25 protein-coding genes and 1 pseudogene are annotated in these 26,246 nt (G+C 30.5%); 14 read left to right on the top strand and 12 right to left on the bottom strand.

Annotated elements, in window-relative coordinates; all coding sequences use genetic code 11:
- The first annotated feature begins 42 nt into the window (after window positions 1-42).
- A complete protein-coding gene (gene cmeU, locus ELQ07_RS03815; protein WP_002857293.1) occupies window positions 43-294 on the top strand; it encodes a CmeU family protein in 252 nt (83 codons plus the stop codon).
- Window positions 295-316: 22 nt separating this feature from the next.
- On the opposite strand, the gene cmeC is transcribed toward cmeU, so the two are convergent.
- The 5 genes from cmeC to ccoG form a co-directional block, all read right to left on the bottom strand.
- Window positions 317-1,795 (bottom strand): multidrug efflux transporter outer membrane subunit CmeC, encoded by a 1,479-nt coding sequence (gene cmeC / locus ELQ07_RS03810; protein WP_134224756.1) that lies wholly within the window; start codon window positions 1,793-1,795, stop codon window positions 317-319.
- Window positions 1,788-4,910, bottom strand: coding sequence for a multidrug efflux RND transporter permease subunit CmeB (gene cmeB / locus ELQ07_RS03805; protein WP_134224755.1), 3,123 nt, complete (start codon window positions 4,908-4,910; stop codon window positions 1,788-1,790). The genes cmeC and cmeB overlap by 8 nt, the downstream gene beginning before the upstream one ends.
- Entirely contained in the window at window positions 4,910-6,013 is a 1,104-nt protein-coding gene (cmeA, locus tag ELQ07_RS03800) for a multidrug efflux RND transporter periplasmic adaptor subunit CmeA (protein ID WP_057042683.1), read from the bottom strand. Before cmeA ends, cmeB begins: the two co-directional genes overlap by 1 nt.
- A gap of 93 nt (window positions 6,014-6,106) precedes the next feature.
- Entirely contained in the window at window positions 6,107-6,739 is a 633-nt protein-coding gene (gene cmeR / locus ELQ07_RS03795) for a multidrug efflux system transcriptional regulator CmeR (RefSeq protein ID WP_002854190.1), read from the bottom strand.
- Complete coding sequence (gene ccoG / locus ELQ07_RS03790) at window positions 6,726-8,102, bottom strand: cytochrome c oxidase accessory protein CcoG (protein ID WP_057042684.1); 1,377 nt, start codon at window positions 8,100-8,102, stop codon at window positions 6,726-6,728. Before ccoG ends, cmeR begins: the two co-directional genes overlap by 14 nt.
- A 158-nt stretch (window positions 8,103-8,260) precedes the next feature.
- Here ccoG and rpsU point away from each other — a divergent pair, with 158 nt between their 5' ends.
- The 8 genes from rpsU (at window position 8,261) to ELQ07_RS03745 (ending at window position 14,831) form a co-directional block, all read left to right on the top strand.
- Window positions 8,261-8,473 (top strand): 30S ribosomal protein S21, encoded by a 213-nt coding sequence (rpsU, locus tag ELQ07_RS03785; protein ID WP_002780697.1) that lies wholly within the window; start codon window positions 8,261-8,263, stop codon window positions 8,471-8,473.
- A gap of 122 nt (window positions 8,474-8,595) precedes the next feature.
- Window positions 8,596-9,201: a UPF0323 family lipoprotein gene (locus tag ELQ07_RS03775; RefSeq protein ID WP_002866630.1), complete on the top strand. Its 606-nt coding sequence runs from the start codon at window positions 8,596-8,598 to the stop codon at window positions 9,199-9,201.
- Window positions 9,202-9,210: 9 nt separating this feature from the next.
- On the top strand, window positions 9,211-10,380 hold the full coding sequence (locus ELQ07_RS03770; protein ID WP_057042685.1) for a glutathionylspermidine synthase family protein: 1,170 nt from the start codon (window positions 9,211-9,213) through the stop codon (window positions 10,378-10,380).
- A 2-nt stretch (window positions 10,381-10,382) separates the two neighbouring features.
- On the top strand, window positions 10,383-11,318 hold the full coding sequence (locus ELQ07_RS03765; protein ID WP_134224754.1) for a D-2-hydroxyacid dehydrogenase: 936 nt from the start codon (window positions 10,383-10,385) through the stop codon (window positions 11,316-11,318).
- A complete protein-coding gene (locus ELQ07_RS03760; RefSeq protein ID WP_088303802.1) occupies window positions 11,308-11,799 on the top strand; it encodes a YajQ family cyclic di-GMP-binding protein in 492 nt (163 codons plus the stop codon). Before ELQ07_RS03765 ends, ELQ07_RS03760 begins: the two co-directional genes overlap by 11 nt.
- Window positions 11,800-11,807: 8 nt before the next feature.
- Window positions 11,808-12,284 (top strand): hypothetical protein, encoded by a 477-nt coding sequence (locus ELQ07_RS03755; RefSeq protein WP_134224753.1) that lies wholly within the window; start codon window positions 11,808-11,810, stop codon window positions 12,282-12,284.
- 10 nt (window positions 12,285-12,294) lie between these two features.
- Window positions 12,295-13,119 (top strand): hypothetical protein, encoded by an 825-nt coding sequence (locus tag ELQ07_RS03750; RefSeq protein ID WP_088303803.1) that lies wholly within the window; start codon window positions 12,295-12,297, stop codon window positions 13,117-13,119.
- Entirely contained in the window at window positions 13,119-14,831 is a 1,713-nt protein-coding gene (locus ELQ07_RS03745) for an ATP-binding protein (RefSeq protein WP_070295332.1), read from the top strand. Before ELQ07_RS03750 ends, ELQ07_RS03745 begins: the two co-directional genes overlap by 1 nt.
- Here the strand turns inward: ELQ07_RS03745 and ELQ07_RS03740 are convergent.
- The 7 genes and pseudogenes from ELQ07_RS03740 to ELQ07_RS03710 all read right to left on the bottom strand — a co-directional run bounded on the left by ELQ07_RS03740 (window position 14,796) and on the right by ELQ07_RS03710 (window position 19,596).
- Window positions 14,796-15,368, bottom strand: a complete 573-nt coding sequence (locus ELQ07_RS03740) for a sulfite oxidase heme-binding subunit YedZ (RefSeq protein ID WP_052776093.1) — start codon at window positions 15,366-15,368, stop codon at window positions 14,796-14,798. The genes ELQ07_RS03745 and ELQ07_RS03740 overlap by 36 nt on opposite strands.
- Window positions 15,368-16,261 carry a protein-methionine-sulfoxide reductase catalytic subunit MsrP gene (gene msrP, locus ELQ07_RS03735; RefSeq protein WP_002857634.1) on the bottom strand — a complete coding sequence of 298 codons (894 nt, stop codon included), beginning with the start codon at window positions 16,259-16,261 and terminating at the stop codon, window positions 15,368-15,370. The genes ELQ07_RS03740 and msrP overlap by 1 nt, the downstream gene beginning before the upstream one ends.
- Window positions 16,262-16,318: 57 nt before the next feature.
- Window positions 16,319-16,996: pseudogene (gene pyrF, locus ELQ07_RS03730) on the bottom strand (orotidine-5'-phosphate decarboxylase); the annotation flags it as partial.
- Window positions 16,993-17,391, bottom strand: coding sequence for a transcription antitermination factor NusB (gene nusB, locus ELQ07_RS03725; RefSeq protein ID WP_002854405.1), 399 nt, complete (start codon window positions 17,389-17,391; stop codon window positions 16,993-16,995). The gene nusB and the pseudogene pyrF, both read right to left, overlap by 4 nt.
- Entirely contained in the window at window positions 17,391-17,855 is a 465-nt protein-coding gene (ribE, locus tag ELQ07_RS03720; protein WP_002933962.1) for a 6,7-dimethyl-8-ribityllumazine synthase, read from the bottom strand. Before ribE ends, nusB begins: the two co-directional genes overlap by 1 nt.
- Window positions 17,852-18,667 (bottom strand): 3-deoxy-8-phosphooctulonate synthase, encoded by an 816-nt coding sequence (gene kdsA / locus ELQ07_RS03715; RefSeq protein ID WP_134224752.1) that lies wholly within the window; start codon window positions 18,665-18,667, stop codon window positions 17,852-17,854. Before kdsA ends, ribE begins: the two co-directional genes overlap by 4 nt.
- Window positions 18,664-19,596 (bottom strand): EamA family transporter, encoded by a 933-nt coding sequence (locus tag ELQ07_RS03710; RefSeq protein ID WP_087695556.1) that lies wholly within the window; start codon window positions 19,594-19,596, stop codon window positions 18,664-18,666. The genes kdsA and ELQ07_RS03710 overlap by 4 nt, the downstream gene beginning before the upstream one ends.
- A 101-nt stretch (window positions 19,597-19,697) precedes the next feature.
- Here ELQ07_RS03710 and der point away from each other — a divergent pair, with 101 nt between their 5' ends.
- Genes der through pflB form a run of 5 tightly spaced genes read left to right on the top strand, consistent with a single transcriptional unit; the run spans window position 19,698 to window position 26,238 of the window.
- Entirely contained in the window at window positions 19,698-21,080 is a 1,383-nt protein-coding gene (der, locus tag ELQ07_RS03705) for a ribosome biogenesis GTPase Der (protein ID WP_038816916.1), read from the top strand.
- Window positions 21,067-21,564 carry a shikimate kinase gene (locus ELQ07_RS03700; protein ID WP_072225852.1) on the top strand — a complete coding sequence of 166 codons (498 nt, stop codon included), beginning with the start codon at window positions 21,067-21,069 and terminating at the stop codon, window positions 21,562-21,564. Before der ends, ELQ07_RS03700 begins: the two co-directional genes overlap by 14 nt.
- On the top strand, window positions 21,561-22,520 hold the full coding sequence (gene trpS, locus ELQ07_RS03695; protein ID WP_087695559.1) for a tryptophan--tRNA ligase: 960 nt from the start codon (window positions 21,561-21,563) through the stop codon (window positions 22,518-22,520). The genes ELQ07_RS03700 and trpS overlap by 4 nt, the downstream gene beginning before the upstream one ends.
- A 10-nt stretch (window positions 22,521-22,530) precedes the next feature.
- A complete protein-coding gene (gene serS, locus ELQ07_RS03690) occupies window positions 22,531-23,766 on the top strand; it encodes a serine--tRNA ligase (protein ID WP_087695560.1) in 1,236 nt (411 codons plus the stop codon).
- Between the two features lie 9 nt (window positions 23,767-23,775).
- A complete protein-coding gene (gene pflB / locus ELQ07_RS03685) occupies window positions 23,776-26,238 on the top strand; it encodes a motility protein PflB (protein WP_134224751.1) in 2,463 nt (820 codons plus the stop codon).
- The last annotated feature ends 8 nt before the right edge of the window (window positions 26,239-26,246 follow it).

The following is a 26,246-nucleotide window of genomic DNA, read 5'->3' as shown; positions in this document are numbered from 1 at the left end:
AAATGGGATTAAGTTTTTAAATTATTTAAAAAGGATATAAAAATGGATAAAGCCAAAATTGTTCAAAATTTAAATGCTTTGTTTAAACAAAGAGCAGAGTTTTACTCTTATTTTGATGAAAATATTGCCAAAATCAATAATACTGAAGTATTTGATTTTAAGAATGCTAAAAATTTAAATCCAGAAGAGGTATATAAGCAATTTTATCATTTTGATTATGCTATAAGGAAATTATTGCCTGCTATTTACAAGGCTTATGAAATTACAGATGCAGATTTAGACAAAGATTTTTAATTTATTTAGAGAATAGAACGAACTATTCTCTAAAAGACATATCTAAATTTTTTGATTCTTCTTTTATATTTTTACTCGTATCTTCACTTTGCTCAAATCCTCCACCAAATGCTTTGATTACATCTACTATGGAATTGGCATAAGAATATTTAGTATTATTAAAAGCAACCGCAGCATTAAGCCAATTTTGACGTGCCTCTAAATAATCTTGCAAAGACATTTCTCCTATATCATAGCGTTCTTTAGCAATTTCATAGATTCTTTTATAAGATTGTTCGCTTGCTTGTGCGTTATCGTATTGTAAGCGTATAGTTTTTCTAGCTACTAAAGCATAGCGAATTTCTCCAAAAGCAGTAATCAAAGTATTTTGATAATTTACAAAAGCTTCATCTTTATTAAGCTTAGCTAAATTTACATTTTGGTAAATTTCACCCCAATGAAAAATAGGCAGAGTAAAGTTTCCACCTATATTCCAAGTCTTAGAACCTCCTTTAACCAAGGTATCTAAATCCCCACTTTCAAATCCCAATAATCCTGTTAAAGAAAGGCTAGGTAAGAAAGCCGTGCGAGCTACTCCAACAAGATAATTTTGCTGAGTTAATTTTTCTAAAGAAGAGCCAATATCTGGACGTTGAAGCAAGATGGTGCTTGAAATTCCAGTTGGAATGTCAAATTCTTTAAGATTAAAAACTTGATAGCTTTGATTTTTGTAAAGTATGTCATTTAAATCATTTGAAGTTAAAATTTTTAAAGCTTTAAGGTAATTTTCTTTATTTAATTTTGCTTCATTATATTGCAAAGCCATACTTTCTAAGTTGGCTCTTGCTTGAGCAAGTTCATATTCACCTACAGCACCAACTTGAAATTTTTCATCATTAATCCTATAAATTTCTTTTGCAGATTTATAGGCTTCTTTAAGAGCATTTTCATTTTCATAAGCATTTACAAGATTAAAATAAGTTTGAACTGTATTTGAAATAACAGAAAGTCTTGCAGCTTCATAATCATACTCACTTGCTTTAAAGCCTGATTTTGAGGCGCGATATGTATCGCGATATTTTCCCCAAAGATCGATTTCATAGCTTAAATTAAGCCCCATTTTAAAGTCATTACCGTAACTTACTTCCCCAGTTCGATTGCTTGGAGCATTTATAGCTGTTTTTGCACGACTACCGCTTGCGCTACCATCAAATTTTGGCAACAAACTGCTAAAATCTATACCTAATTGAGCAGCAGCTTGTTCCATGTGTATGAAGGCAAGTTTTAAATCATTATTATTTTTAAGTGCTAAATCAACCACTTTATTTAAATTTTCATCATCAAAATCTTTCCACCAATTTTTTGTGATAGAGCTATTGTTTTCTTTTTCCCAGGATAAGGCTCCAAGCTTATTATCAATGCTATAGTTTGCTTCGGGAATATTTAAATTTGGACTTAAAGAGCAAGCTGAAATCAAAAGAGCAAAACTTGCTATAGCGCTAATTGAAATTATTTTATTCATGAACCTTACCTCTTTTTTTATCTAGCCATTCATTAAAATTTTCTAAAAGATAGAAAAATAAAGGCACAAAGAATATCGCTAAAGTTGATGCTGCGATCATTCCACCAATAAGCCCTGTTCCTAAAGAGTGTCTTGAAGCACTTCCTGCTCCTGTTGCGAAAATCATTGGCAAGACTCCAAAAGTAAATGCTAAAGAAGTCATTATGATAGGACGAAAACGAAGTTTTGCCGCTGCAACAGCTGCTTCAAAAACTCCTTTGCCTTTTTTAAAGCGCTCTTCCATTGCAAATTCTACAATCAAGATAGCATTTTTAGCTGAAAGTCCAATCAAGAGCAAAAGTCCTGTTTGAAAATATATATCATTGCTAAATCCTCTTAAATATACCAATAAAAATGATCCAAATACCGCAAAAGGCACGGCTGTTACAACTGCTAAAGGTATAAGCCATCTTTCATATTGGGCAGCTAGAATTAAAAAGACAAATATCATTCCTAAAGCAAAAGCATAGCTTGCTGTTCCTTTGCTAGAAACTTCTTGATAGGCTGATCCACTCCAAGCTATGGAATAATCATCCCCTAAAGTTTCTTTTGCTACTTGAGCAATCGCTTCTATAGCTTGACCTGAAGTATAACCTGGTGCGGGTTGACCTTGAACTTGTGCTGCTGGGAAAAGGTTGAATCGTTTTACATCATCAGGCCCTGAACTTCTTTGTAAAGTTAAAAAAGAATCAAGTGGTATCATTTTTCCATCGTTTGATCTTACAAAAATATTTTTTAATGCATCTTGTGTATTTCTAAAATCACCTTTTGCACGGATATTTACTTGGAAGTTTTTGCCTAACATAGAAAAATCATTAACATAATAAGTACCTATAGTTGCATTCATTGTGTTAAAAACATCTTGCATGTTAAGATTGTAGTGTTTTAATTTATCTCTATCAATTATAAGCTTGTATTGAGGGAAAGTTGTATCAAGAGTTGTTCTTACTCTTGATAGCTCTTTTCTTTGGTTGGCTACAGCAACAAGCTTATTTACATCTTTTTGTATTTCATCATAGCTTTTTCCACTTTTGTTTTGAACATACATTTCAAAACCACCTGTGATACTTAATCCAGGTATAGGAGGTAGGCCTATAAATATACTTGAAGCATTGCGATCAAAAGCAAATTTTTTATTAAGCTCCATGGCGATTTCATCAGCACTCACATTTCTATCTTTCCAATCTTGCAAGCCTATAAACATTGCAGCAGCGTTTTCTTTTAATGAGCTTGTAAAAAGATCAAATCCTATCATAGCCATTGCATCTTTAACTCCATTAGTTTTTAAAACTTCTTGGCTTATGTGATCAACTTCTGAAATTGTTCTATGGAGTGCTGAAGCTGAAGGAAGGTTGATAATGCTAATCATCAAACCTTGATCTTCTTCAGGAACTAAAGAATTTGGCACAGCTTTATTAAGATAAAAAATCGCTCCAAGCATAATACAAAAAATTAAAACAAAACGAATGGTTCTTTTTAGAATATATGCTACTCCTGCGCTAAATACAGAGGTGCTCCAATCAAAAAAATCATTAAATTTCTTTACAAATTTAAATGGCTCTCCTTCATTACGTCGCAAAAAGAGTGCGCATAAAGAAGGTGTTAAGGTAAGAGCAACAAAACCTGATATAGTTACAGATATAGCTAAGGTAAGGGCAAATTGTCTTTGAATTTCTCCAACAAAACCTGATATAAAAGAAACTGGTACAAAAACAGCACAAAGCACAAGAACAATTGAAATAACCGGAGAACTAACTTCTTGCATCGCTTGGATAGCAGCATCTTTTACGCTTATTTGTTCATTTTCATGTAAAATCCTATCGATATTTTCTACAACTATAATCGCATCATCTACAACGATCCCTATGGCTAAAACCAAAGCAAAAAGCGTAAGCAAGTTAATACTAAAACCTAAAACATAAAGTCCAGCAAAAGTTCCTAACAATGAAACAGGTACAGCTATCATAGGAATAAGTGTTGCACGGAAATTCTTTAAGAACATATACATAACAATGATAACTAAAATTAGAGCTTCAACAAAAGTTTTAACAACTTCTTTGATTGATTCTATTACAAATTTTGTTGTATCGTAAGGAATTTTATATGTTAAACCTTTTGGGAAATTTTTTGAAAGTTCTTGCATTTTAGCTTGAACAAGTTCTGCTGTATGCAATGCGTTTGCCCCTGATTGAAGATTGATCATAATCGGAACTGCATCATTGCCATTTAATCGTCCTTGTGAGCTGTATTGTTGTGACCCTATTTCTACATCAGCTACATCTTTAAGTCTTAAAAATGATCCATCATCATTTGTTCTTAAAATAATGTTTTCAAATTCACTAGGATTTTGTAGTCTTCCTTGCATAGTGATTGAATAAACATAAGGGGATTTTTGGGTTACAGGTTCTTCGCCAATTTTACCAGTTGCATACTGGGCATTTTGGTCATTAACCGCAGAAATTACATCAGTAGCTGTGATTCCAAATTTATTTAATAAATCAGGCTTGAGCCAAATTCTTAAAGAATAATTACGATTTCCTATGGCGTTTGCATCTCCAACCCCTGGAACTCTTTTTAACTCATCTAAAACATTTAGAGCGATGTAATTGTATACATCCACCGCACTCATTGAACCATCATTTGAATACATAGAAATTGCAGCAAGTGTTGCTGAGGAAGTTTTTCTAACAGTTACTCCAAGTTTTTTAACTGCATCTGGCATTTTTGCAGTTGCAGCTGAAATTCTATTGTTAACATCTATGGTGGCTTGATCAGGATCTGTGCCGATATCAAAATAGACAGTCAAGCTCATAGTTCCTGAAGAACTTGAAGTTGAATCCATGTAAATCATATTATCCGCGCCATTGATTGCATCTTCGATAGGACTGGCAACTGTTGAAGCAATGGTTTGTGCATCAGCTCCTGTATAAGTTGCGCTTACTTTAACTGTAGGCGGAGTTAAAGAAGGATATTGTTCTATAGGTAAATTTGTAAGACCTATGGTTCCAGCCAAAGAAATTATAATTGCAACAACTGAAGCAAAAACAGGTCTTTCAATAAAAAATTTAGAAAACATTATTGTGCTCCAATTTCTTTAACTTCGCTACCAACTTGAATTTTTTTAAAGTTGTCTAAAATAATTTTATCGCCATTTTGCAACCCTTTGTCAATAATAGCGTATTCATTGTTTTGGTAGCTTATATGTACAGAAGATTTTTCTACTTTTCCATTTTTAACAAGAAGAACATAAACATCATTTTGATCTTGTTTAACAGCTATTTGAGGCACTTTAAAGCCATTTTTTTGTATAAAACCTTCTGAAGTAATTGTTGCAAAAGCACCTGGTAAAAGTGTTGATTTATTGTTATCAAATACGGCTTTGGCTTTTACTGTTCCACTATTAGCATCTATAACCGAATCAATAAAATAAAGTTTGCCTTGAACGGTTTCTCCATTAAGATTTAAATTTGCATGAATGCTGTCTAAGTCCCATTTTCCACTTTGAGTATTGCGGACTAAATTTAGCTTATCTGTATCTGAAATAAAGAAATCTGCGTAAATAGGATTTAAATTTGTAACTCTAACTAGTTCAGTTGTTGAGGCACTTACATAATCTCCTATATTAACTAAAGCATCTCCTACAGTACCATCAAAAGGAGCTTTTATTTCGGTATGATCTAGATCAATTCTTGCATTTGCAAGTTGTGCTCTAGCACTTGCTAGACTAGCTTTTGAATTGTTAAATGTAGCAAGAGAAGAGTCGTATTCCTTTTGAGAGATTGCATTTTTACTAAAAAGAGCTTTAGAACGATTAAAATCCTTGCTTGCATTTTCAAAAGTTGCTCTAGCCATTAAAGCTTGTCCGTAAGCCGAATCAACACTAGCTTTAAATTTATCTTGCTCTATAATAAATAATGTTTGTCCTTTTTTTACCTTATCCCCAGCTTTAAAAAGTTTATTTACTATTACGCCACTAACTTGAGGTTTTATAATGACATCATAATCGCTGACAAGTTTAGCAGGGTAAGTAAAACTAAGTGGTAAATCTTCAGATTTAGCACTCATGGTTGTTACAGGTTGAGGCGGCATTTGTATTTTTGGTGCTTCTTCTTTGCTACAAGCAGTGAGTAAAAGCACAACACCTAAAGCTAAAATAGTATTTTTTTGAAATAATTTCATGGTTTTGCCTTGAAAAATTAAATTAAAAATTGTAATATTTATTACAAAAATTTTTGGCTAATTATATCTTAATTTTGGTTAATAAAATTATTTTTAAGCTTTGGAGCCATTGATCCCATTTAGAAAAACGTTTACAACAAATTCAACATGTTCTTTTTGTTCTTTTTTATTTTTCAAAGGAGTATTAATTAAAACATTAAGATGATGATAAGGTTCTTTTAACATAGTACAAAAAAGAACAGCAAGTTTTTCTGCATTTTTTTTCATATAAGAATTATTTTGTTGCTTGAAAAAATCCATAAGTATGTTATAGGAAAAATTTTGTTGATTATTTTCTATCCAATTGGCAAGATGTCTATCTTTGTCATAAACTTGAGAATAGATAATTTTACCAAAAGCTACAGCTTCTGGTTGATTGAAAATTTCTATAAAAGCTAAACCAAAAGAAGTTAAAATTTCTTTTAAAGTGCCATTTTCAATTTCTTGTGTTTTGGAATAAATAAGATGAAAGTGTTTTTTACATATGTCATCTAAAATTTCAAAGAATAGCCCTTCTTTACTTTTAAAACCATCATAAATATTAGAATAAGATCCTCCGGATAATTTAATAATATCACTCAAACTTGTTTCTTGGTATCCTTTTGTTAAAAAAAGCTCTAAGGCCACTGCTTTGATTTTTTCTTGTCTGGCTAAAACTTTTTGTGACGGTGTTCTATTTGAGTTCATTTTTATCCTTTATAAGAGTGCTTTTAGGGTATACAAATATACTTTTTCTAAAAACCGAAATTTTTTCATTATCCTTTGCGTAAGCTTTTATATGTAAAGGAAAGATTACATCTTTTTTATCATTATTTGCTAAATTTTTTGTAGCCCTGATAACAACTATTTTTTTGATTTGTTCTCCTGCTTTTAATTTAAAAGGTTTGTTTGGTCTTATGATTTCAATTCCATCATTTATTCCTTCTAAATTTGCTGTAAAATAATATTCATGAGGTTTAGAATCTGTATTTTGAAACAAAAAGGTATAAGCATTTGAAATGACTAATTCACCTTTAATATTTGAAATATTATATAATTCGCTACTACGATTGATGTTTAAAAGCATGCTTTCTTTTTTGCTTCCCATGATGATTAAAGCCAATAAAGCAATTAAAAGAACTATAAAATATGCTATCGTTCTAAATCTTAAATAATGAACCTTAGAACGCGTTTCAATAGCTTTTGCACTTGTCCAATTGATCAAACTTGGACGATTAAATTTACTTTGTACCTTAGAGCAAGCATCGGCACATTCAAGACAATTAATACATTCAAGTTGCATTCCTTTGCGTATGTCAATATGAGTTGGACAGATGCTAACACAGGCTTCACAACCTATGCATTCTCCCTCAGGCGGTTTTTTATGAAGTTTGGTGTGTCCATCATAGATCAAGCCCCCGCGTTTTTCATCGTAGATCACTTGCATTGTATCATGATCGAACATTACAGATTGTATTCTTGCATAAGGACAGACATAAACACAAAATTTTTCTTGTAAGTAGGTAATATCCAAAGTAAAAAGTAAGCTAGCACAAAATAAAATTCCAAGTAAAAGTAGATGCTCGCCAGGATTTTGAATATAATTGAAAAAATCTTCAGGAGGAATAAAGTACCAAAGTAAATTACTAACAGCAACTAAAGATATAAAATAAAAAATTATTACTCCAAGAAATTTTTTAAAATATTGCCCTCCATATTCTTTTTGTTTGTTATTGATATTTTTGCGAATTTTAAGAAATTTAGTTTGTATGATATCTCTATATATAACTCTAAAAATCGTTTGTGGACAACTCCAAGCACACCAAATTCTTCCACCTAAAGTTGTAATAAAAAAAATAAATAAAAAAAGAAATATAAGAACAAAAGGCATGAGATAAAATTCTTGTGTTGAAAAAGAAATAAAAAATAGGTTTAATTTAGAATGATCAAAACTTAAAAGAAAAAAATGATTCTCATTAATTCTTATGAAAGGTAGGGCAAATATGATAATACTTGCAATTAAATATACAAAATATCGTTTTTTTGTATAGTTTGTAATGTGTCCTTGCATTTTTAGACCTTAATTATAATTTTTAGCACTTTGTAATTAAGGATTATAACCGATAAAAACTAAAACAATTTTTAAATGCTTTCTAAGTTAGAATTAATAAGAAGTGTTTTATAATTATATTTCACAACAAAAATTTACACAGAAAGGTGGTGAGGACTGTGCCAGGAATCAAGGTGCATCCTAACGAGTCTTTTGATGAAGCGTATCGTAAATTCAAAAAACAAGTAGATAGAAATCTAGTTGTAACTGAAGTAAGAGCAAGAAGATTTTTCGAGCCTATGACTGAAATTCGCAAAAAACAAAAAATTTCAGCACGCAAAAAAATGCTTAAAAGACTTTATATGCTTAGACGCTACGAGTCAAGACTCTAACCCAAAAGCCCGAAAGGGCTTTTTTTATATCTACGAACTTCATTTGGTATTAAATTAAAAAGTATTTATTATTTTTTGTTAAAATTTCTAAATTTAAATTTTCTGTTTTTAGGATAAACTCTATGAAAAAAATCAAAAAAATCATTCAAATTGGTATGATAGGTGGTTTAGCAGCTGTTGCTGGAGGTGCTTTAGCAGGTTGTGGAAGTAATAATGACAATGCAGATACTTTAAATCAAGCAGCTAATGCTCAAGGAGCTTTTGTAATTATCGAAGAAACAGCTCCAGGGCAGTATAAAATCAAAGATCAATATCCAAGTGATGAAACAAGGGTAGTTTTAAAAGATCTTAATGGTACAGAAAGAATTTTATCCAAAGAAGAAATGGATGCTTTGATTAAAGAAGAAGCAGCTAAAATTGACAATGGAACTTCAAATTTAACTAAAGATAATGGGCAAATCAGTAGTGGGGGATTGAGTTTAGGAGAAACTTTACTCGCAAGTGCTGCAGGTGCTATTTTGGGAAGTTGGATAGGTTCAAAACTTTTCAATAATCAAAATTTTGCTAATCAACAACGCGGTGCTTTTTCAAATCAAAGTGCTTATCAAAGGAGTGTCAATAGTTTTAATAAAGCAGGCACAACAAGTTCTACTTCAAGTGCTAAAAAATCAGGTTTTTTTGGTGGAGGCTCTAAAGCTGCAAGTTCTAGTTCCTCTTTTGGCTCTTAAGGATAAATAATGCAATTACTACAAGTAGATAAACTTCAAAAAGATTATTTAGAAAATATAGGTTTTTCTTGGCATACAGATGAAGATGGAAGTGATTATATTAGCAATAAGTTAGTTTGTGTTAAAGAAAGCGAAGCTAATGCTTATTATGAAGCAGTAAATGAACTTTATGATATGTTTATTGCTGCAGCGCAAGAAGTGATTGATAATGATCGTTTTGATGAGCTTGGAATTCCTTTTAATCTTATTGATGCGATTAAGATGAGTTGGGAAAATGAAGTGCATTGGCATTTATATGGGCGTTTTGATTTAGCGGGTGGACTTGATGGCAAGCCTATAAAACTTATAGAATTTAATGCTGATACCCCTACTGCTCTTTTTGAAAGTGCGATTTTACAATGGGCGCTTTTAAAACAAAATGGAATGGATGAAAGCGCACAATTTAACAGCATTTATGAAAGTTTGATGGATAATTTTAAAAGACTTATTACCCTTGATGAAAGTGTTGAAGGGTTTGAAGAGCATTATCAAGGATGGAAAATTCTTTTTTCAAGTGTTGCAGGAAGTAAAGAAGAAGAAATCACTACAAAATTACTTTCTCATATAGCCAATGAAGCAGGTTTTCAAACTAATTTTTCCTTTGTAGATGAGGTGGAATTTAGTGAAGAGGGTGTTTTTAAAGAGGGTGAAAATTATGAGTATTGGTTTAAGCTTATTCCTTGGGAAGATATAGCCATAGAAGAGGGTGAACTTGCCATGCTTTTAACTCAAATTATGCGTAATCAAAGAGCAATTATTTTAAATCCTGCTTATACACTTTTATTTCAATCTAAGGGAATTTTAAAAATTCTATGGGAACTTTATCCAAATCATCCATTACTTTTAGAAACAAAAGATACTCCTTTGGAAGGTAAAGACTATGTTAAAAAACCTGTTTTTGGTAGAGAAGGCGCAAATATCAGTATAATTAAAGATGGAAAAACTTTGCATGAGAATGTAGGTCCTTATGGGAATAATAAGGTTATTTATCAAGAATATGTAGAGTTTAATTCATGTGAAAACGAATACTATCAAGCAGGTGTTTTCTTTGCTTATGAAGGGTGTGGCTTAGGATTTAGAAAAGGAGGACTTGTGCTTGATAATTATTCTAAATTTGTAGGACATATTATAAAGGATTAGAAATGAAAATTGTTTGTTTAGATGCGGCAACTTTAGGGGATTATGATTTAAGTGTTTTTGAAAAATTTGGTTCTTTGCAAATTTATACTATAACAAATAAAGAGCAAACCATAGAGCGTTTAAAAGATGCTAATGTCGCCATGACAAACAAGGTTGTAATTGATAAAGATGTGATTGATGCTTGTAAAAATTTAAAACTCATTTTAGAAACTGCAACAGGGGTTAATAATATCGATATTGAGTATGCTAAAGAAAAAGGTATTATTGTAAAAAATGCTGCTGGGTATTCTACTATGAGTGTGGTGCAACATACTTTTGCGTTTATGTTTGCTTTTTTAAATCAAATACCTTATTATGACAAATGGAGCAAAGAGGGTAAATGGTGTGAAAGTCCTATTTTTACAGATTATAGTAGAATTTTAAACACCTTAAGTGGTAAAAAACATGGTATTATAGGTTTAGGAACCATAGGTAAAGAAGTGGCAAAAATTTCAAAGGCTTTTGGAGCCGAAATTTATTATTATTCTACGAGTGGAGCTAATAAAAACGCAGATTTTGTACATTTGGAATTAAAAGATTTATTAAAAACTTGCGATATTATAAGTATCCACGCACCTGTAAATGAAAAAACCAAAAATTTACTCGCCTTTGAAGAATTAAAGCATTTAAAAGATAATGCGATTTTGATTAATGTAGGAAGAGGCGGGATTGTCAATGAAAATGATTTAGCTAAAATCATAGATGAAAAAAATATTCGTGTAGGGCTTGATGTTTTAGAAATTGAACCTATGATGAAAAATCATCCACTTTTAAGCATTAAAAATAAAGAAAATCTTATTATCACTCCTCATGTTGCGTGGGCGAGTAAGGAGGCTTTAAATGCTTTAATGGATATAGTTTATAATAATTTAAAAGAATGGATAGAAAATGGCAAGTGAACATAGTTTTGATATTTCAGCAGCTTTAGATAAACAAGAGTTAAAAAATGCTTTTGAACAAGCTAAAAAAGAACTTGATAGTCGTTATGACTTAAAAGGAATTAAGTGTGAGATTGATTTAAGCGAAAAAGAGAGTATTTTTAAACTCAGTTCTTCTAGTGAAGGAAAGCTTGATGTTTTAAGAGATATAGTGATTTCTAAACTTATCAAAAGAGGAATTAATCCTAATGTTATTAAAGAGCTTTCTCGTGAAAGTGGAGCAATGTTTCGTTTAAATTTGAAAGCAAACGATGCTATTGATAGTGAAAATGCCAAAAAAATCAATAAAGCTATCAAAGATAGCAAACTTAAAGTTAATTCTTTGATTCGTGGTGAAGAAATTCGTGTTGTAGCAAAACAAATTGATGATTTACAAGCTGTGATGAAGCTTGTAAAAGAGCTTGATTTAGAGTTAAATATCAGTTTTAAAAATCTTAAATAAGGTCAAATTTGAAGCATTGTTTAGCTCTGTGTTTTATTTTTTTTCTTTGTGCTTGTAGTGTGAAAAATCAAAATTTTTCGAGTCAAAGCTTGATGGTTTTGATTGCTTCTCCTATGATAAAAATCAATGACGCAGCTTTTTTAAAAAAAGAAAATAATGCTTTAAATTTAGAAGTTTATAAACTAGGGCAAGCTTTTTTTGAACTCAAAATCAAAGATAAAATTTGTATCAATGCAGTGTGTTATGATAAAAAAGTGTTTAATCAAAAATTTTTTAAAAATGTATATTATGATGATATTTTAAGTGATATTTTAAAGGTAAATGCTTTATGGCAGGGTAAAAATTTAGAAAAAACTGATTGTGGTTTTGAACAAAATTTAAAAGCAAAAAATTATGAAATTTTTTATCAAGTTTGTGATAATAAAGTAAGTTTTTTTGATAAAATTTCACATACTAAAATTATCTTAACGCATATTCAAAATTGAAGGATAGAGTTTGAAATTTTTTTTACTGGTATTTTGCTTTGTAAATCTAGCTTTAGCGAAAATTTATAAAGGTGAATTGTATTTTTATCATTTGCAGGATAAAGAAATTTTTGCCATAGTTTATGATAATGCACCTATGACCCCACTTTTTGACAGGGATAAAAATCAAACAAGTTCTAGTTTTTTAATTGTTGATGATATAAATGGAAATTTAGAGATTCCGCTCGTTAAGACAAATGATTTTTGGCAGGATGAGCGTAAAAAATATAAAATCAATTCTTCTAAAATGCTTACATATGATAATAAAAATTTTCAAGGAGAAAATTTAGGAACAACTACTTTAGAACTTGTCGAAACGCAAGATGGCATTCGTATAAAGCGTAGTCTTGATTTTATAGGTTTTAATGATGATTTTAAAGAATTTCATCCTGTTCATAAGGGTGTATTTAGCTTTGAGCAAATTTGCCAAAAACCTATTTTTTTACAAGATGGAAAAATTAGTTTTGAAGAATGGTATTATTTTTATGAAGATGGTATGAGTCGTGCTATTTTAGAGTTAAATAATTTTGTTTATGATATTAATGCTCACGCATTTGTAAAACTAAATGATTTGTATAATACTGAAAATCAAAAATTTCAAAATCTTTTACATGAGAAGCTTAAAAATACATGTGATGAGTGTTTTGAAGATCTGCAAAATTTACAATTTAATAATAATTTTTTGCTTAATAATGGAAAACTAAAAATTTGTTATCTACCTTTTGAAGGTCATTTTTTAGATGAAAATATTTGCGTAGAATTTAATGAAGATGAGCTTAAGGAATTTAAAAAATAATGGAAAAATTAAAAAATTTTTTAAGTTTGAAAAATATAGAAGATACTCAAATTTATAAAGAGCTTAAGTGTGCTAAAAATGAAGCTTTGATTCTTAGAGAGCTTTGTAGAAATTATGTCGTTTCTATTTCTTCTATCAATGCCTTTACTTTATTATCGACAATTTTTGGAAATGATAAGTATCTTTATCTTGATGCTTTGGAGGATTTAAAAAAACTTATCGAAAGAGGTTTTGTAAATCAAAATTCGAGTTTTTTTAAAAGTTTGGAAAATAATAAAACTCAAACATTAACTCTTGCCTTATTGCAAAGTGAGCTTAGTTTAAGTGAATATTTTTTAGAATTTTTAGAAGCAAAACCTCGTTTAAACTTTGAGAAACAAGAGGCTTATGCAGATTATTTAGAATATTTAAAAGATGAATTTGTGCGTATTCAATTATACGAAAGATTAAGTTTTATACAAAAAAGTGCTTATAATAGTGAAATAAAAAATCAAATTAAACTTTATGAAAAACATATCAAAGAAAGACTAAAAAAAAGTAAATTTTATAATGTATTGGCTGATATTTTTAAAGAATACAATCTTGAACATAAAGAACAAATTATTTTTCTAGCACTTTTAAAAGAAGAATACGCCTTAAGTAATGAAAGTTCGATTTCTAGAGAAATGAATTCTTTACTTTCTTTAATCAGTGAAAATGATTTAGAAAGACACAAAAATAAAAAACTATTACAAGAAAATGCTCCTCTTTTAAACTTAATCGAGTATGATGAATATTTAAATGCTTTTGGAGATATTTCTAAAAGTTTTTTTATTATTGATGAAATTTTACAAAGAATTATAAATTTTGAACCAAAACAAAGTAAAAAAATCAAAATTGAAAGTGTTTTAAAAGATCAAGATATTTTCGAGCTTATAGAACCAAGCACTGACATCAATGATATTATTATGCCTGAAAATACAAAAGAGCTTTTAGAAAATATTTTAAAACAACAAGATAAAAAAGTCCTAGAAAGACTTCATTCTTGGGGTATAAAGAGCAATAAAAATATAGAAGCTAAAATTATTTTTTATGGTCCTGCTGGTACTGGAAAAACTATGTCAGCTTTAGCTATGGCTAAATCAATGAAAAAATCTGTTCTTAGTTTTGACTGTTCTAAAATTTTGAGCAAATGGGTTGGAGAGAGTGAGCAAAATGTAAGAAAAATTTTTGATACTTATAAAAATATTGTGCAAACTTGTAAACAAAGTCCTATTTTACTTCTCAATGAAGCCGATCAGTTTTTAAGTACGCGTGTAGATGGAAGTAGTGGTAGTGATAAAATGCATAATCAAATGCAAAATATATTCTTAGAGCAAATTGAGCGTTTTAGTGGTGTAATTATCGCTACGACAAATTTTTTAGAAAGCTTAGATAGTGCATTTTCAAGAAGATTTGATTATAAGATAGAATTTAAAAAACCTGATTTTAAAGATAGGCTTAAAATTTGGGAAAAATTTCTACCTAAAAAAGCATTATTTGAAAAAGATTTTGATATAAATATTTTATCAAATTATGAATTAAGTGGAGCACAAATTTTAATGATAGTAAAGAATACAGCTTTGAAAGTAGCTGTATCACAAGATGGGGTTTTTAAAATGCAAGATTTTATAGAAAGCATACAAAAAGAATTAAATTCAAGTTTTGATAAAAGTAAGATTGTTGGATTTTAACTTTTTTAATGTTTTTGTATAGCGAACTATAAAATAAAACAAAGCTACAATTAAAGCACTCCATTCCCAAAACATAGGAACTTTTGGGGTTAAAAAATAATGATAACTTGCCAAAACTAAGCATAAATATCCTAGTTTTCTGATTTTACTAAGTTTTTTAAAGATTTTAAAAGAACTTAAAAGCATTAAAAATATGATTAAAAACGCGATAAATCCACTTGCTTCTAATAAACGATGTGAAATATCATCGAAAAGCCTTGAAATTTGAGCATTTCTATCAAAAATAAAATAATTTAAAAAGTGCAAAATCGCCCAAAAAGCTGCAAAAATACCTAAAATTTTAGGATAATTTTTTGTTTTTTTAAATTTAAGTAAAGAAAATAAAAGACTTAAATTTAAAAAGATTAAAGCAAATATTCCAGTGTAAATGTAGGCTTCTTTTACAAAATCAAAGGCTTTTATGATATGATAAAAGCCATAGATTAAACTTATGATAAAGCTAAAATAAGCAAGAAATTTAAAGTATTTTGTCTGCATTAAAAATTCACTTTTAAGTCCATGTTTTTATATAAACTTGCCACTTCTTTTTCATAACCATTAAACATTAAAGTAGGCTTGGTAAAGAAGTCTCCTAAAGCCCTTTCGTTAGCTTGAGACCATCTAGGATGAGAAACATTAGGATTGACATTAGCATAAAAACCATATTCACTTGGAGCGTAACTTTCCCAAGTGGATTTAGGCTGTTCTTTGGTAAATTCTATTTTAACTATAGATTTAATACTTTTAAAGCCATATTTCCAAGGAACAACAAGGCGTATTGGAGCACCATTTTGAGGCTTTAAGGCTTTTTTATACATTCCTACTGCAAGCAAGGTAAGAGGATGCATAGCTTCATCCATGCGAAGTCCTTCTACATAAGGATAGTCTATAGTTGGAAATAAAGCGTCTTGATCGGGAAATTGGCTCTTATCTAAAAGAGTGGTGAATTTAACAAATTTTGCCTCGCTTGTAGGTTTTGCCATTTCAATCAAACGACGCAATTCAAAGCCTACCCAAGGTACCACCATAGACCAAGTTTCAACACAGCGAAAACGATAAATTCTTTCTTCTAGTGGGAATTTTAAAATATCTTCCATGCTTAAAGTTAAAGGTTTTTCTATTTCTCCACTGATATCGATTTTCCAATTTTGAGTATTGAAATTTTGTGCCAATGATACAGCCTTTTTTTTATCTGTTGAAAATTCATAAAAATTGACATAATTTGTAGCAAGTTCTTCATCGCTGATTTCAAGTTTGTTTGGATTAGTATCGCTTGTGAAATTTAAAGCAGATAATTTAGAAGCAAGCACGCTTGAACTTATTAAAGCACCTGCTCCAAGTTTTAAAAAATCTCTTCTTTTTTTATATAAATTCTCAGGGGTTATAATCATAATTTTTCCTTGTTAAAAATTTTTATTATTAAAACATAACAAGGATAATGATTATTAAATTTCTTGTAGAATTTTTTCGCAAATTTTTCTAGGGTTATTATCTTTATAAATAGGGCGTCCAACTACTATAAAATCGCTTAAATTTTCTCTAGCCATTGTTAAATTAGCGACGCGTTTTTGATCATCATTTTTCTCTCCAAATGGACGAATTCCTGGAGTGAGAGTTAGGAAATTTCTTTGAGTGTGTTCTTTGATGATTTTACTTTCAAAAACAGAGCATACCATACCATCAAGTCCATTTTCATAGGATATTTTTGAAAAATTAATTACAGCTTCTTCGATTTTTTGTCTATAAATACTAAAGAAATTTTCTTCATCAAAACTCGTAAGAGCAGAAACTGCTAAAACTAAAGGTCTTTTTGAAAATTTGCTAAGCCGTGTCATAACTTCTTGCATAGCTATTTTTCCAGCACTTGCGTGGATATTGATCATATCAACACCAAGTTTTGATATTTCTTCGCAAGCATCTGCCATAGTGTTGGGAATATCATGAATTTTAAGATCAAGAAATATTTTAAAATCATCAACTTTTTTAAGTTCTTCTATGAATTTAAAACCATCTCTTAAATATGCTCTTAAACCTACTTTTAACCATATGTCTAAATTTTTTAATTCTTTAGCAAGTTGCAAGCATTCTTCTTTTGTAGAAAGATCAAGTGCGACACAAAGCTTCATTTTTTAGCCTTTATCAAGGCATCTAAAACTCCATTTATAAATTTTGGAGAATTATCATTAGCAAGCTCTTTGGCAAGTTCTATAGCTTCATTGATAACAATGGCGCTAGGAGTATCGGTAAAAAGTAACTCATAAGCTCCAAGTCTTAGTATAGCTCTTTCTACATGTCCTAAAGCTGTAATTTGATTATCATTTAGAAATGAATTTAAGGTTTCATCAATATTGTTTAAATTGTCTAAAATTCCATGATATAAATTTAAAGTAAAATTTTTTTGTTCATTGCGTATTTTTTTTTCATCTAAAATTTCATCTACAAAAACGTTGTTTTGAGAATTTAATTCAAAAGCATAAAGCAAGGAGATGACGCTTTGGCGAACTTGATGACGCGTTGCCATTAAAGCTCCTTGCTTAAATTTAACATCTCGATTACAGTTGTCATAGCTTCAAAGCCTTTATTGCCTGCTTTGCTTCCAGCTCTTTCTATGGCTTGTTCTATTGTATCTGTAGTTAAAACACCAAAGCTTACAGGGATATTATGATTTAAACTCACATTGGCTATGCCTTTGGTGGTTTCTGCTGAAACATAGTCAAAATGCGGAGTTGAGCCACGAATTACTGCGCCTACGCAACAAATTGCATCAAATTTTTTGCTTTCTATAGCTTTTTTTAACGCATACGGAAGTTCAAAAGCACCAGGAACAAGTATAAGGCTTAGATTTTCCTCTTTGCCTCCGTGTCTTAAAAAAGCATCTTTTGCTCCTTCTACAAGGCGATCTGTGATGATATGATTAAATCTTGCATTAATGATAGCAATTTTTGTATTTGAGTCTAAATATAATTTTCCTTCAATAATGTTCATTTGTTTTCCTTTATGATATTTTGTATTTCTAGTAATGTATTAACGCAATTTTTAAGGCGTGTAAGATTAAGCATATTAGGTCCATCGCATAAAGCCTCGCAAGGATTAATATGTGTTTCAAAGAAAAAGCCATCTATGCCTACGGCTGCTGCCGCTCTTGCTAAAGGTTCTACAAATTCGCTTTTCCCTCCGCTACTTCCACCTGCAGCCCCTGGCATTTGTACACTATGGGTAGCATCAAAAATAACTGGAGCAAATTCACGCATAATAACTAAAGAACGCATATCTACTACTAGATTTCCATAGCCAAAGCTAGATCCTCTTTCAGCTACAAAAACACCATTTTTTTGAGCAGCTTCATAGCCTTCATTTTCTATGCCACGGGTTTGTAGAACTTTTTTAACGCTGTATTTGATATCGCTTGGGTTTAAAAATTGTCCTTTTTTGATATTAACTTTTGCCTTAGTTTTTGCTGCGGCTACAAGTAAATCGGTTTGACGACATAAAAAAGCAGGAATTTGCAAGACATCAGCTACTTCACTTACAGGGTTTGCTTGATTGCTTTCGTGTATATCGGTTAAGATTTTCATACCAAATTCATCTTTTACGCTTTGTAAAATTTTTAATCCTTCTTCAAGACCAGGACCTCGAAAAGAATTAATACTTGTGCGATTGGCCTTATCAAAACTTGATTTGAAATAAAATTCTATATTTGGATTTTCATTAAAGTTTTTTAACTGTTCAGCAACTTTAAAAATCAAATCTTTGCTTTCTATTACGCAAGGACCAGCAATGAGTATCATTTTTTTCATTTTTTTCCTTTGTTCTTAACTAAAATTAATCCACCAAAAATAATGCCTATTATACCTAAAAAAACCATAGTACTTGGTAAATTATCTCCTAAAATTATCCCAACTATCATACTAAATACTACATCAAGATAACTAACTCCAGCAACTACTCCTGCTTGTTTAGCGATACCATAAGCTTTAGTGACATGAATTTGATAAATGGTGCCTAAAGTTCCCATAATGGCAATGATAAGCCAAGCTGTAAGACTTGGCATCACAAAAGGTGCTAGAATGAAATCTAAATGTAAAGAATCAAGATGCTGTGGTTCAAAAAATTCAGCACTGATCATAGAAATTAAAGGCATTAAGGTTCCTAAAAGGATAAAAGAAAAGGCAATTTGTTCTGTAGTGTAAGATTTTCTAAGTTCTCTTACACTTGTAAGAGCTAAAGCAGCTAAAAATCCACTCGTGATACCTATAACTGAATTTTTTAAATCAAAGCCTGAATGATTTAAATTATGAGCCCAAGGCTGAGCGATTAAAAGCACTCCACCAAATGCTATTAAAATTCCTATCCAGCCTTTGATGCCAATATTTTCTTTAAAAACAACAAAAGCTATTAAAGTAATAAAAATAGGAGCAGTTTTTTGAAAAGCAAAAGCTCCACCTAGTGTAATATTTGAAACATTATAGAAAAACATATATAGTGAAAGCGTGCCTACTACTCCACGAAATACCAAGAGCCAAAAATGTCCCCCTTCTTTATGTGCCTTAGATTGCTTTAAAAGATAGACTATGAAAAAAATTCCTATGATATTTCTAAAAAACATAATTTCTATAGAACTCATTTCCTTGCTAAGAATTTTTGCACAAGCTCCCATAAGTGCAAAATCCAAACATGCTAAAATCATGAAATAAATTCCTAAATTATGCTTGATTACTTTTAGCATTTTTTTTCCTTGACTAAAATCTGGGTTAATTCTAGTCTTTTTTTGCTTAATATTAAGCCAAATTTTATATAATTTTAAAAATATAATTTTCTAGGAAAAAAATGCAAAGCATCATACTTATAGGCAAGCCAAATGTTGGTAAATCAAGTCTTTTTAATAGAATGGCAAGACAAAGAATAGCTATTACAAGTGATATTTCAGGTACAACTAGAGATACAAATAAAACGCAAATTCATATTCATTCAAAAAAAGCCATGCTTATTGATAGTGGAGGGCTTGATGAAAGTGATGAACTTTTTAAAAATGTGAAAAAAAACACTTTAAAAGTAGCCAAAGAAAGCGATATCATACTTTATCTAGTTGATGGAAAATTAGCGCCTGATGATGAGGATAGACAGTTTTTTTATTCTTTAAAAAAACTTGGAAAACCTATAGCCTTAGTGATTAATAAAGTAGATAATAAAAAAGATGAAGAAAGGGCTTGGGAGTTTGCAAATTTTGGCGTAAAGGAAATCTTTAATCTTTCAGTAACCCATAATGTAGGCTTAGATGAACTTTATGAATGGCTTGAAAAATTTTTACATGAAGAGTTTTTAATCCCCGATGAAGAAGAAAATTTAGAAGATTTTTTAGAGCATTATGAAGAAGGAAAAGAATTTCAATTTAAAGAAGTCGATCAAAATCATATCAGAGTGGGTATTGTAGGGCGTGTAAATGTTGGAAAATCAAGTCTTTTAAATGCTTTGGTTAAACAAGAACGTAGTGTTGTAAGTTCTATCGCAGGAACTACTATAGATCCTGTTAATGAAAGTGTAGTTCATAAAGATAAAGTGATAGAATTTGTTGATACTGCAGGTATTAGAAAAAGGGGTAAAATTCAAGGACTCGAACGCTTTGCCCTAAATCGCACGGAAAAAATTTTATCTCATTCTCAAATAGCACTTTTGGTTTTAGATGCGCATGAGGGCTTTAACGAGCTTGATGAACGCATTGCTGGGCTTGTGGCTAAGCATTATTTGGGTGTGATTATTGTTTTAAATAAATGGGATAAAAGTGAGATGGATTTTGATAAGACTGTAAAAGAATTGCGTCTTGATCGTTTTAAATTTCTAGCTTACGCACCCGTGATTAGTGTATCAGCTTTAAGTGGAAAAAGGGTGCATGTTTTACTCGATAAAATTTTGCAAATTTTTGAAAATTTCACTCAAAAAATCCAAACTTCTAAGCTTAATACGTTGATAGAAAATGCCACAAGAGCACATCCTTTGCCGCATGATTATGGGAAATTGGTTAAAATTTATTATGCAGTACAATATGACTTAGCACCGCCAAAAATTGCGCTTATCATGAATCGTCCTAAGGCTTTGCATTTTAGTTACAAGCGTTATTTGCAAAATCAAATCAGAAAAGAATTTAATTTTGAAGGTGTGCCTTTAGTGATTGCTTCGCGTAAAAAGGGCAGTAAAGAAAATGATGAAAGCTAAAAATATCGTTTTTATAGGATTTATGGGTTCTGGAAAAAGTACTTTAGCAAGAGCTTTGGCTAAGGATTTAGATCTTGTTTTTTTAGATAGTGATTTTTTAATAGAACAAAAATTTAATCAAAAAATCAGTGAAATTTTCGCACAAAAAGGCGAGATTTTTTTTAGAGAACAAGAGCAAAAAATGGCTGATTTTTTTAGTTCTTGTGAGAAAACTTGTATTGCTACAGGCGGGGGTTTTGTTAATGTTTCAAATTTAGAAAAAGTAGGTTTTTGTATTTATTTAAAAGCAGATTTTGAATATTTAAAAAAGCGTTTAGATGAAAATGAAATTTCTAAAAGACCTTTGTTTTATGATGAAATTAAAGCAAAAAAATTATATAATGAGCGTTTAAGCAAGTATGAACAAAAGGCAAATTTTGTTTTAAATATAGAAAATAAAAATATAGACAAGCTTTTAAGCGAGATTAAAAAGGTGATAAAATGAGAGTATTAACAGGCCTTCAGCCAAGTGGCGATTTGCATATAGGTAATTATTTTGGTGCGATTAAGCAAATGGTAGATGCACAAGAAAAAAGCCAAATGTTTATGTTTATTGCTAATTATCATGCCATGACTTCTTCTCAAGATGGAGAAAAACTTAAACAAAATTCCTTAAAAGCTGCTGCGGCTTTTTTAAGCCTTGGTATAGATCCGCAAAAGAGCGTTTTTTGGTTGCAAAGTGATGTTAAGGAAGTTATGGAGCTTTATTGGATTTTATCGCAATTTACTCCTATGGGTTTATTAGAGCGTGCGCATAGTTACAAGGATAAAGTTGCTAAGGGGCTTAGTGCTTCACATGGGCTTTTTTCTTATCCTGTTTTAATGGCAGCTGATATTTTACTTTTTGATACACAAATTGTTCCTGTGGGAAAAGATCAAATCCAACATGTTGAAATCGTACGTGATATTGCTTTAAAAGTTAATAATGAATGGGGTGAAATTTTTACCCTTCCAGAGGCTAAAGTTAATGAAGAAGTAGCTGTAGTTGTAGGCACCGATGGGGCAAAAATGAGTAAATCTTATCAAAATACTATAGATATTTTTAGCAGTGAAAAAACCTTAAAAAAACAAATTTCTTCCATAGTTACAGATAGCACCGCTTTAGAAGATCCAAAAGATCATGAAAACTGCAATATTTTTAAAATCGCAAAGCTTTTTTTAGATGAATCAGGGCAAAAAGAATTACAAATACGCTATGAAAAAGGTGGTGAGGGTTATGGACATTTTAAAATGTATTTAAACGAGCTTGTAAATGCTTATTTTAAAGAAGCAAGAGAAAAATATAATGAGCTTTTAGAAAAGCCTTTGCATTTGAAAGAAATTTTGGATTTTGGTGCGACAAAAGCAAGAAAAATCGCCCAAGAAAAAATGCAAAAAATTTATGAAAAAATCGGACTTTAAGGAGTAGAAAATGCTAGATTTAAAAAATTTGCAAAATAATTTTGATGAAGTGGCTAAAAAGTTAAAAAATAAAAAAGTTGATGAAAATATCTTAAAAAAACTTGCTGAACTTTTTGCAAGTTTAAAAAAAGAAAAAACAGCTTTAGAAGAATTTCAAGCTTTTCAAAATAAATTCAGTAAAGAACTTGCTACAGCCGAAGATAAAGAAAGTTTAAAAGCAAAATTAAGCGAAAATAAAAGTAAAATTAATGAGCAAAGCGCTAAAGTAAATGTTTTAGAAAATGAGCTTGAAGAAATCGCTCATGCCATCCCAAATATCCCTGATGAATGTGTGCCTGTGGGTGAAGACGAAGATGAAAATGTGGAGCTTAAAAAAGTTTTAAATTCACCTAGCTTTGATTTTACTCCAAAAGAACATTTTGAATTAGGTGAGAGTTTAAATTGGCTTGATTTTGTGCGTGGGGTAAAAATTTCACAAAGTCGTTTTTGTGTGCTTAAAAACGAAGGAGCTTTATTAAGCCGCGCTTTGGTAAATTATATGATAGATTTTAATAGAAGTCGTGGATTTGAATTTGTTAATGTGCCTTTTTTGGTAAATGGTGCTACTATGTTTGGGACGGGTCAGTTGCCAAAATTTAAAGAAGATATGTATAAGGTAGATGATGAGGATTTGTATTTGATCTCAACTTCTGAAATTCCAGTAACCAATCTTTACAGCGGAGAAATTTTAGCTAGTGAAACTTTACCTATAAAAATGACTTGTTATAGTGCTTGTTTTAGAAAAGAAGCAGGCAGTGCAGGGCGTGATACAAGGGGTATTATAAGACAACACCAGTTTGAAAAAGTAGAGCTTGTAAGTATCACTAAACCTGGGCAAAGTGATAGTGTGTTTAATGAAATGCTTGAGTGTGCAAGTGATTTGCTGAGTTCTTTAGGTTTAGCGCATAGACATTTGATGCTTTGCACTGGAGATTTGGGTTTTAGTGCGGCAAAAACCGTGGATCTTGAAGTGTGGCTTCCAGGACAAAATAAATATCGTGAGATCAGCTCGGTTTCAAATTGTCGTGATTTTCAAGCAAGACGCGCTAAAATTCGCTATAAAAACGAACAAGGAAAAAATGAACTCGTCCACACTCTTAATGGCTCATCTTTGGCAGTAGGAAGAACCTTGGTAGCAATTATGGAAAATTATCAAGACAAAGAAGGAAAAATTCATATTCCTGATGTTTTGAAAAAATATTTTTAAAGAGTATAGATGGCTGAACAAGAAGATATAATACTAGAAAAACCCGAAGATGGCTTAAATCAACCAAGACTTGATGAGAGTTTAGAGGGATTTAAAGGGCAAGAGGGGCAAGCTCCAGAAGATGAAGAATTTGCATCATTGCCAGAAGAATTACCTCAAGAAAATAGTGAAAGTGGTTTTAAATTTACAAGAGAAAGTGCGCCTGAAGATGTATCAACTTTTGAAGAAGTTGAAAGTCAAGAGCCTACGCCTTGGTATAAAGATCGTAAGTTTATGTCTCTTGTGGGTTTATCTTTGGGGATTATTTGTATTTTAGTTTTTACACTTTTTTATTTAACTTTTAGTGAAGGAAAAATTAAACCAGATATTATAGCTTCTAAGCCTTTAGAACAACCTGTTGTTATGCCTGATGAATCATATAAATACAATGATATGCAAAGAATTGATGGTATGATCCAAAAAGCAAATGCTTTATATTTAAAGGGTGAGGTTGAACAGGCTTTAAAAGTTTATGAGCAAGTTGCCGTATATAACGAATCTTTATCTAATTATAATTTAGGCGTTTCTCAAATGAATGAGAATAAATTCCAAGAAGCTTTTGAAAGCTTCAAGAAAGCTATAGCCAATGGAGAAAATCAAAGTGTAGCTGCTATCAATGCTGCTGTTTGTGCTTTAAAGCTTAATGATAAGGAAAAATTTAGATATTATATTGATTTAGCTCGAGTGTATCTTCCAAAAGAAGGAAAATCAAAATTATATGATTATTATTTAAGCTTGATTAATTATTACAAAGGATATTACCCTGAGGCTTTACAAATGTTACAAAGAACAGATGTGGAGCCGTATTCTGATGTTGCAAAGTATTTGTCTGCTAAAATTTATGCAAAAATGGACTTTGATTCCAAGGCTATACAGCAATTAAATTCTCAAGGCAATTTTGAATCTAGTTTATCTTTAGGTCTTTTATACGCTAGAATAGGAGAATATGCTAAAGCTAAAGTCGCTTTAAGTACAGCGATGAAAATTGAAAGAGATTTTAATCAAAGTTTGGCGGCTTTAACATTGGTTGATATTAAAACAGGAAATTATCAAGATATGTTAGCGCGCTTACAAAATTCTTATGATAATGATAAAGATAGATATAAGATTTTAGATGCTTATAAAATTCAAGTTCGTTTAAATAAGGATATTTTTAATATAGCAGTTGCTCAAAATTCTTTTTCAAAAGATTTGTTAAAAAAACAAAAAGATCAATTCGATTTGCTTTTTTATTTTGCGCCTTATCAAGTTTTTGATAGTAAGCAGGCTGCTTTATATATTAAAAAAGCTAATGTTACAGATTTCGTTGATGATAGTGCTGATGCAGGAGTTTATCTTAATACAAGCAAGGCTCTTTCATCTACCAATGTAAAAATTGCCAATATTATTAACTATGCATTAAATCAGAAGTTACGCTTTGCTAACCAAGAATTTCAAAAACTTATCAAGGATTATCCAGAACATAGTATTTTACATTATAATTTGGCTTTAACTTATGCCCAAATGCAAAATTATGAACTTGCTTATAAGCATTTTTCAAGTTCATATCATCTTAATCCTAAAAATTACTTAGCAGGTGCTTTTGCTATGTTTTGTGCAAAATTAATTGATATTGATACAACTAAACTTTACAATGAAATTCTTGATAATATAGCTGCTGATTCTAATTTTAAAGCTAATATGCAAAAAAGTATGTTGTTTTTAGTTAATAATAATTATATTTCTATGCTTCCTTATTTAGATGAAGCAAAAAAAGATACGCCTTTGAGTTTGATTTTTGAAGCTATTGTTGCTAAAAATAATAACCTTAATAATCAAGTAGATGTGAAAATTGCTAAATTGCGTTCAGAGTTGCCTGAAGATATTTTGGCAAATATTTTGTATTTTAATTCTTTAAATTCAAATTTAAATATTAAAGAATATGCTCAAAATGCTCAAATTCATTTTAAAAATTTAAAACTTGATTATCGTAGTGTTTTTGGTGGGCCAAATATAGCTAGGGAATTTTATGTTAATTTAATGCATATTGCAGGGCTTTTAAATTTAGAAAGACAGAAATTTAAAGAGTTGATTAATGTTTCAGGAGCAAAAGATGAGGGTATTTTACAAACTTTAGCTTATTTGGATATTTTTGCACAGCAATACGAGGAGGCTTATGCACTTTATAATTCTTTGATTGATGATTATGGAGCTAAAGATACTAAAACTTTATTTTTAGCAGCCGTAGCAGCCGTAGGTGCAAATAATCCAAATTCAGCTATAGCGCTTTTGCAGCTTTCTAAACTTACAGATAAAAATAACAAAGAGAGTAAAGCAGCTCTTGGTATGTTGTATCAAGAAGTAAAGAACTATGAAGCTGCGATATCTCAGTATAAAACTTTACCTAATAATTTTAAGAGTGAATTTTTTACTTTTGATATTAATAACAACTAAAAATGCTT

The sequence above is a fragment of the Campylobacter sp. US55 genome (assembly GCF_004378955.1).
GTDB lineage: Bacteria > Campylobacterota > Campylobacteria > Campylobacterales > Campylobacteraceae > Campylobacter_D > Campylobacter_D jejuni.
This window is presented reverse-complemented; position numbering and strand designations above follow the sequence as displayed.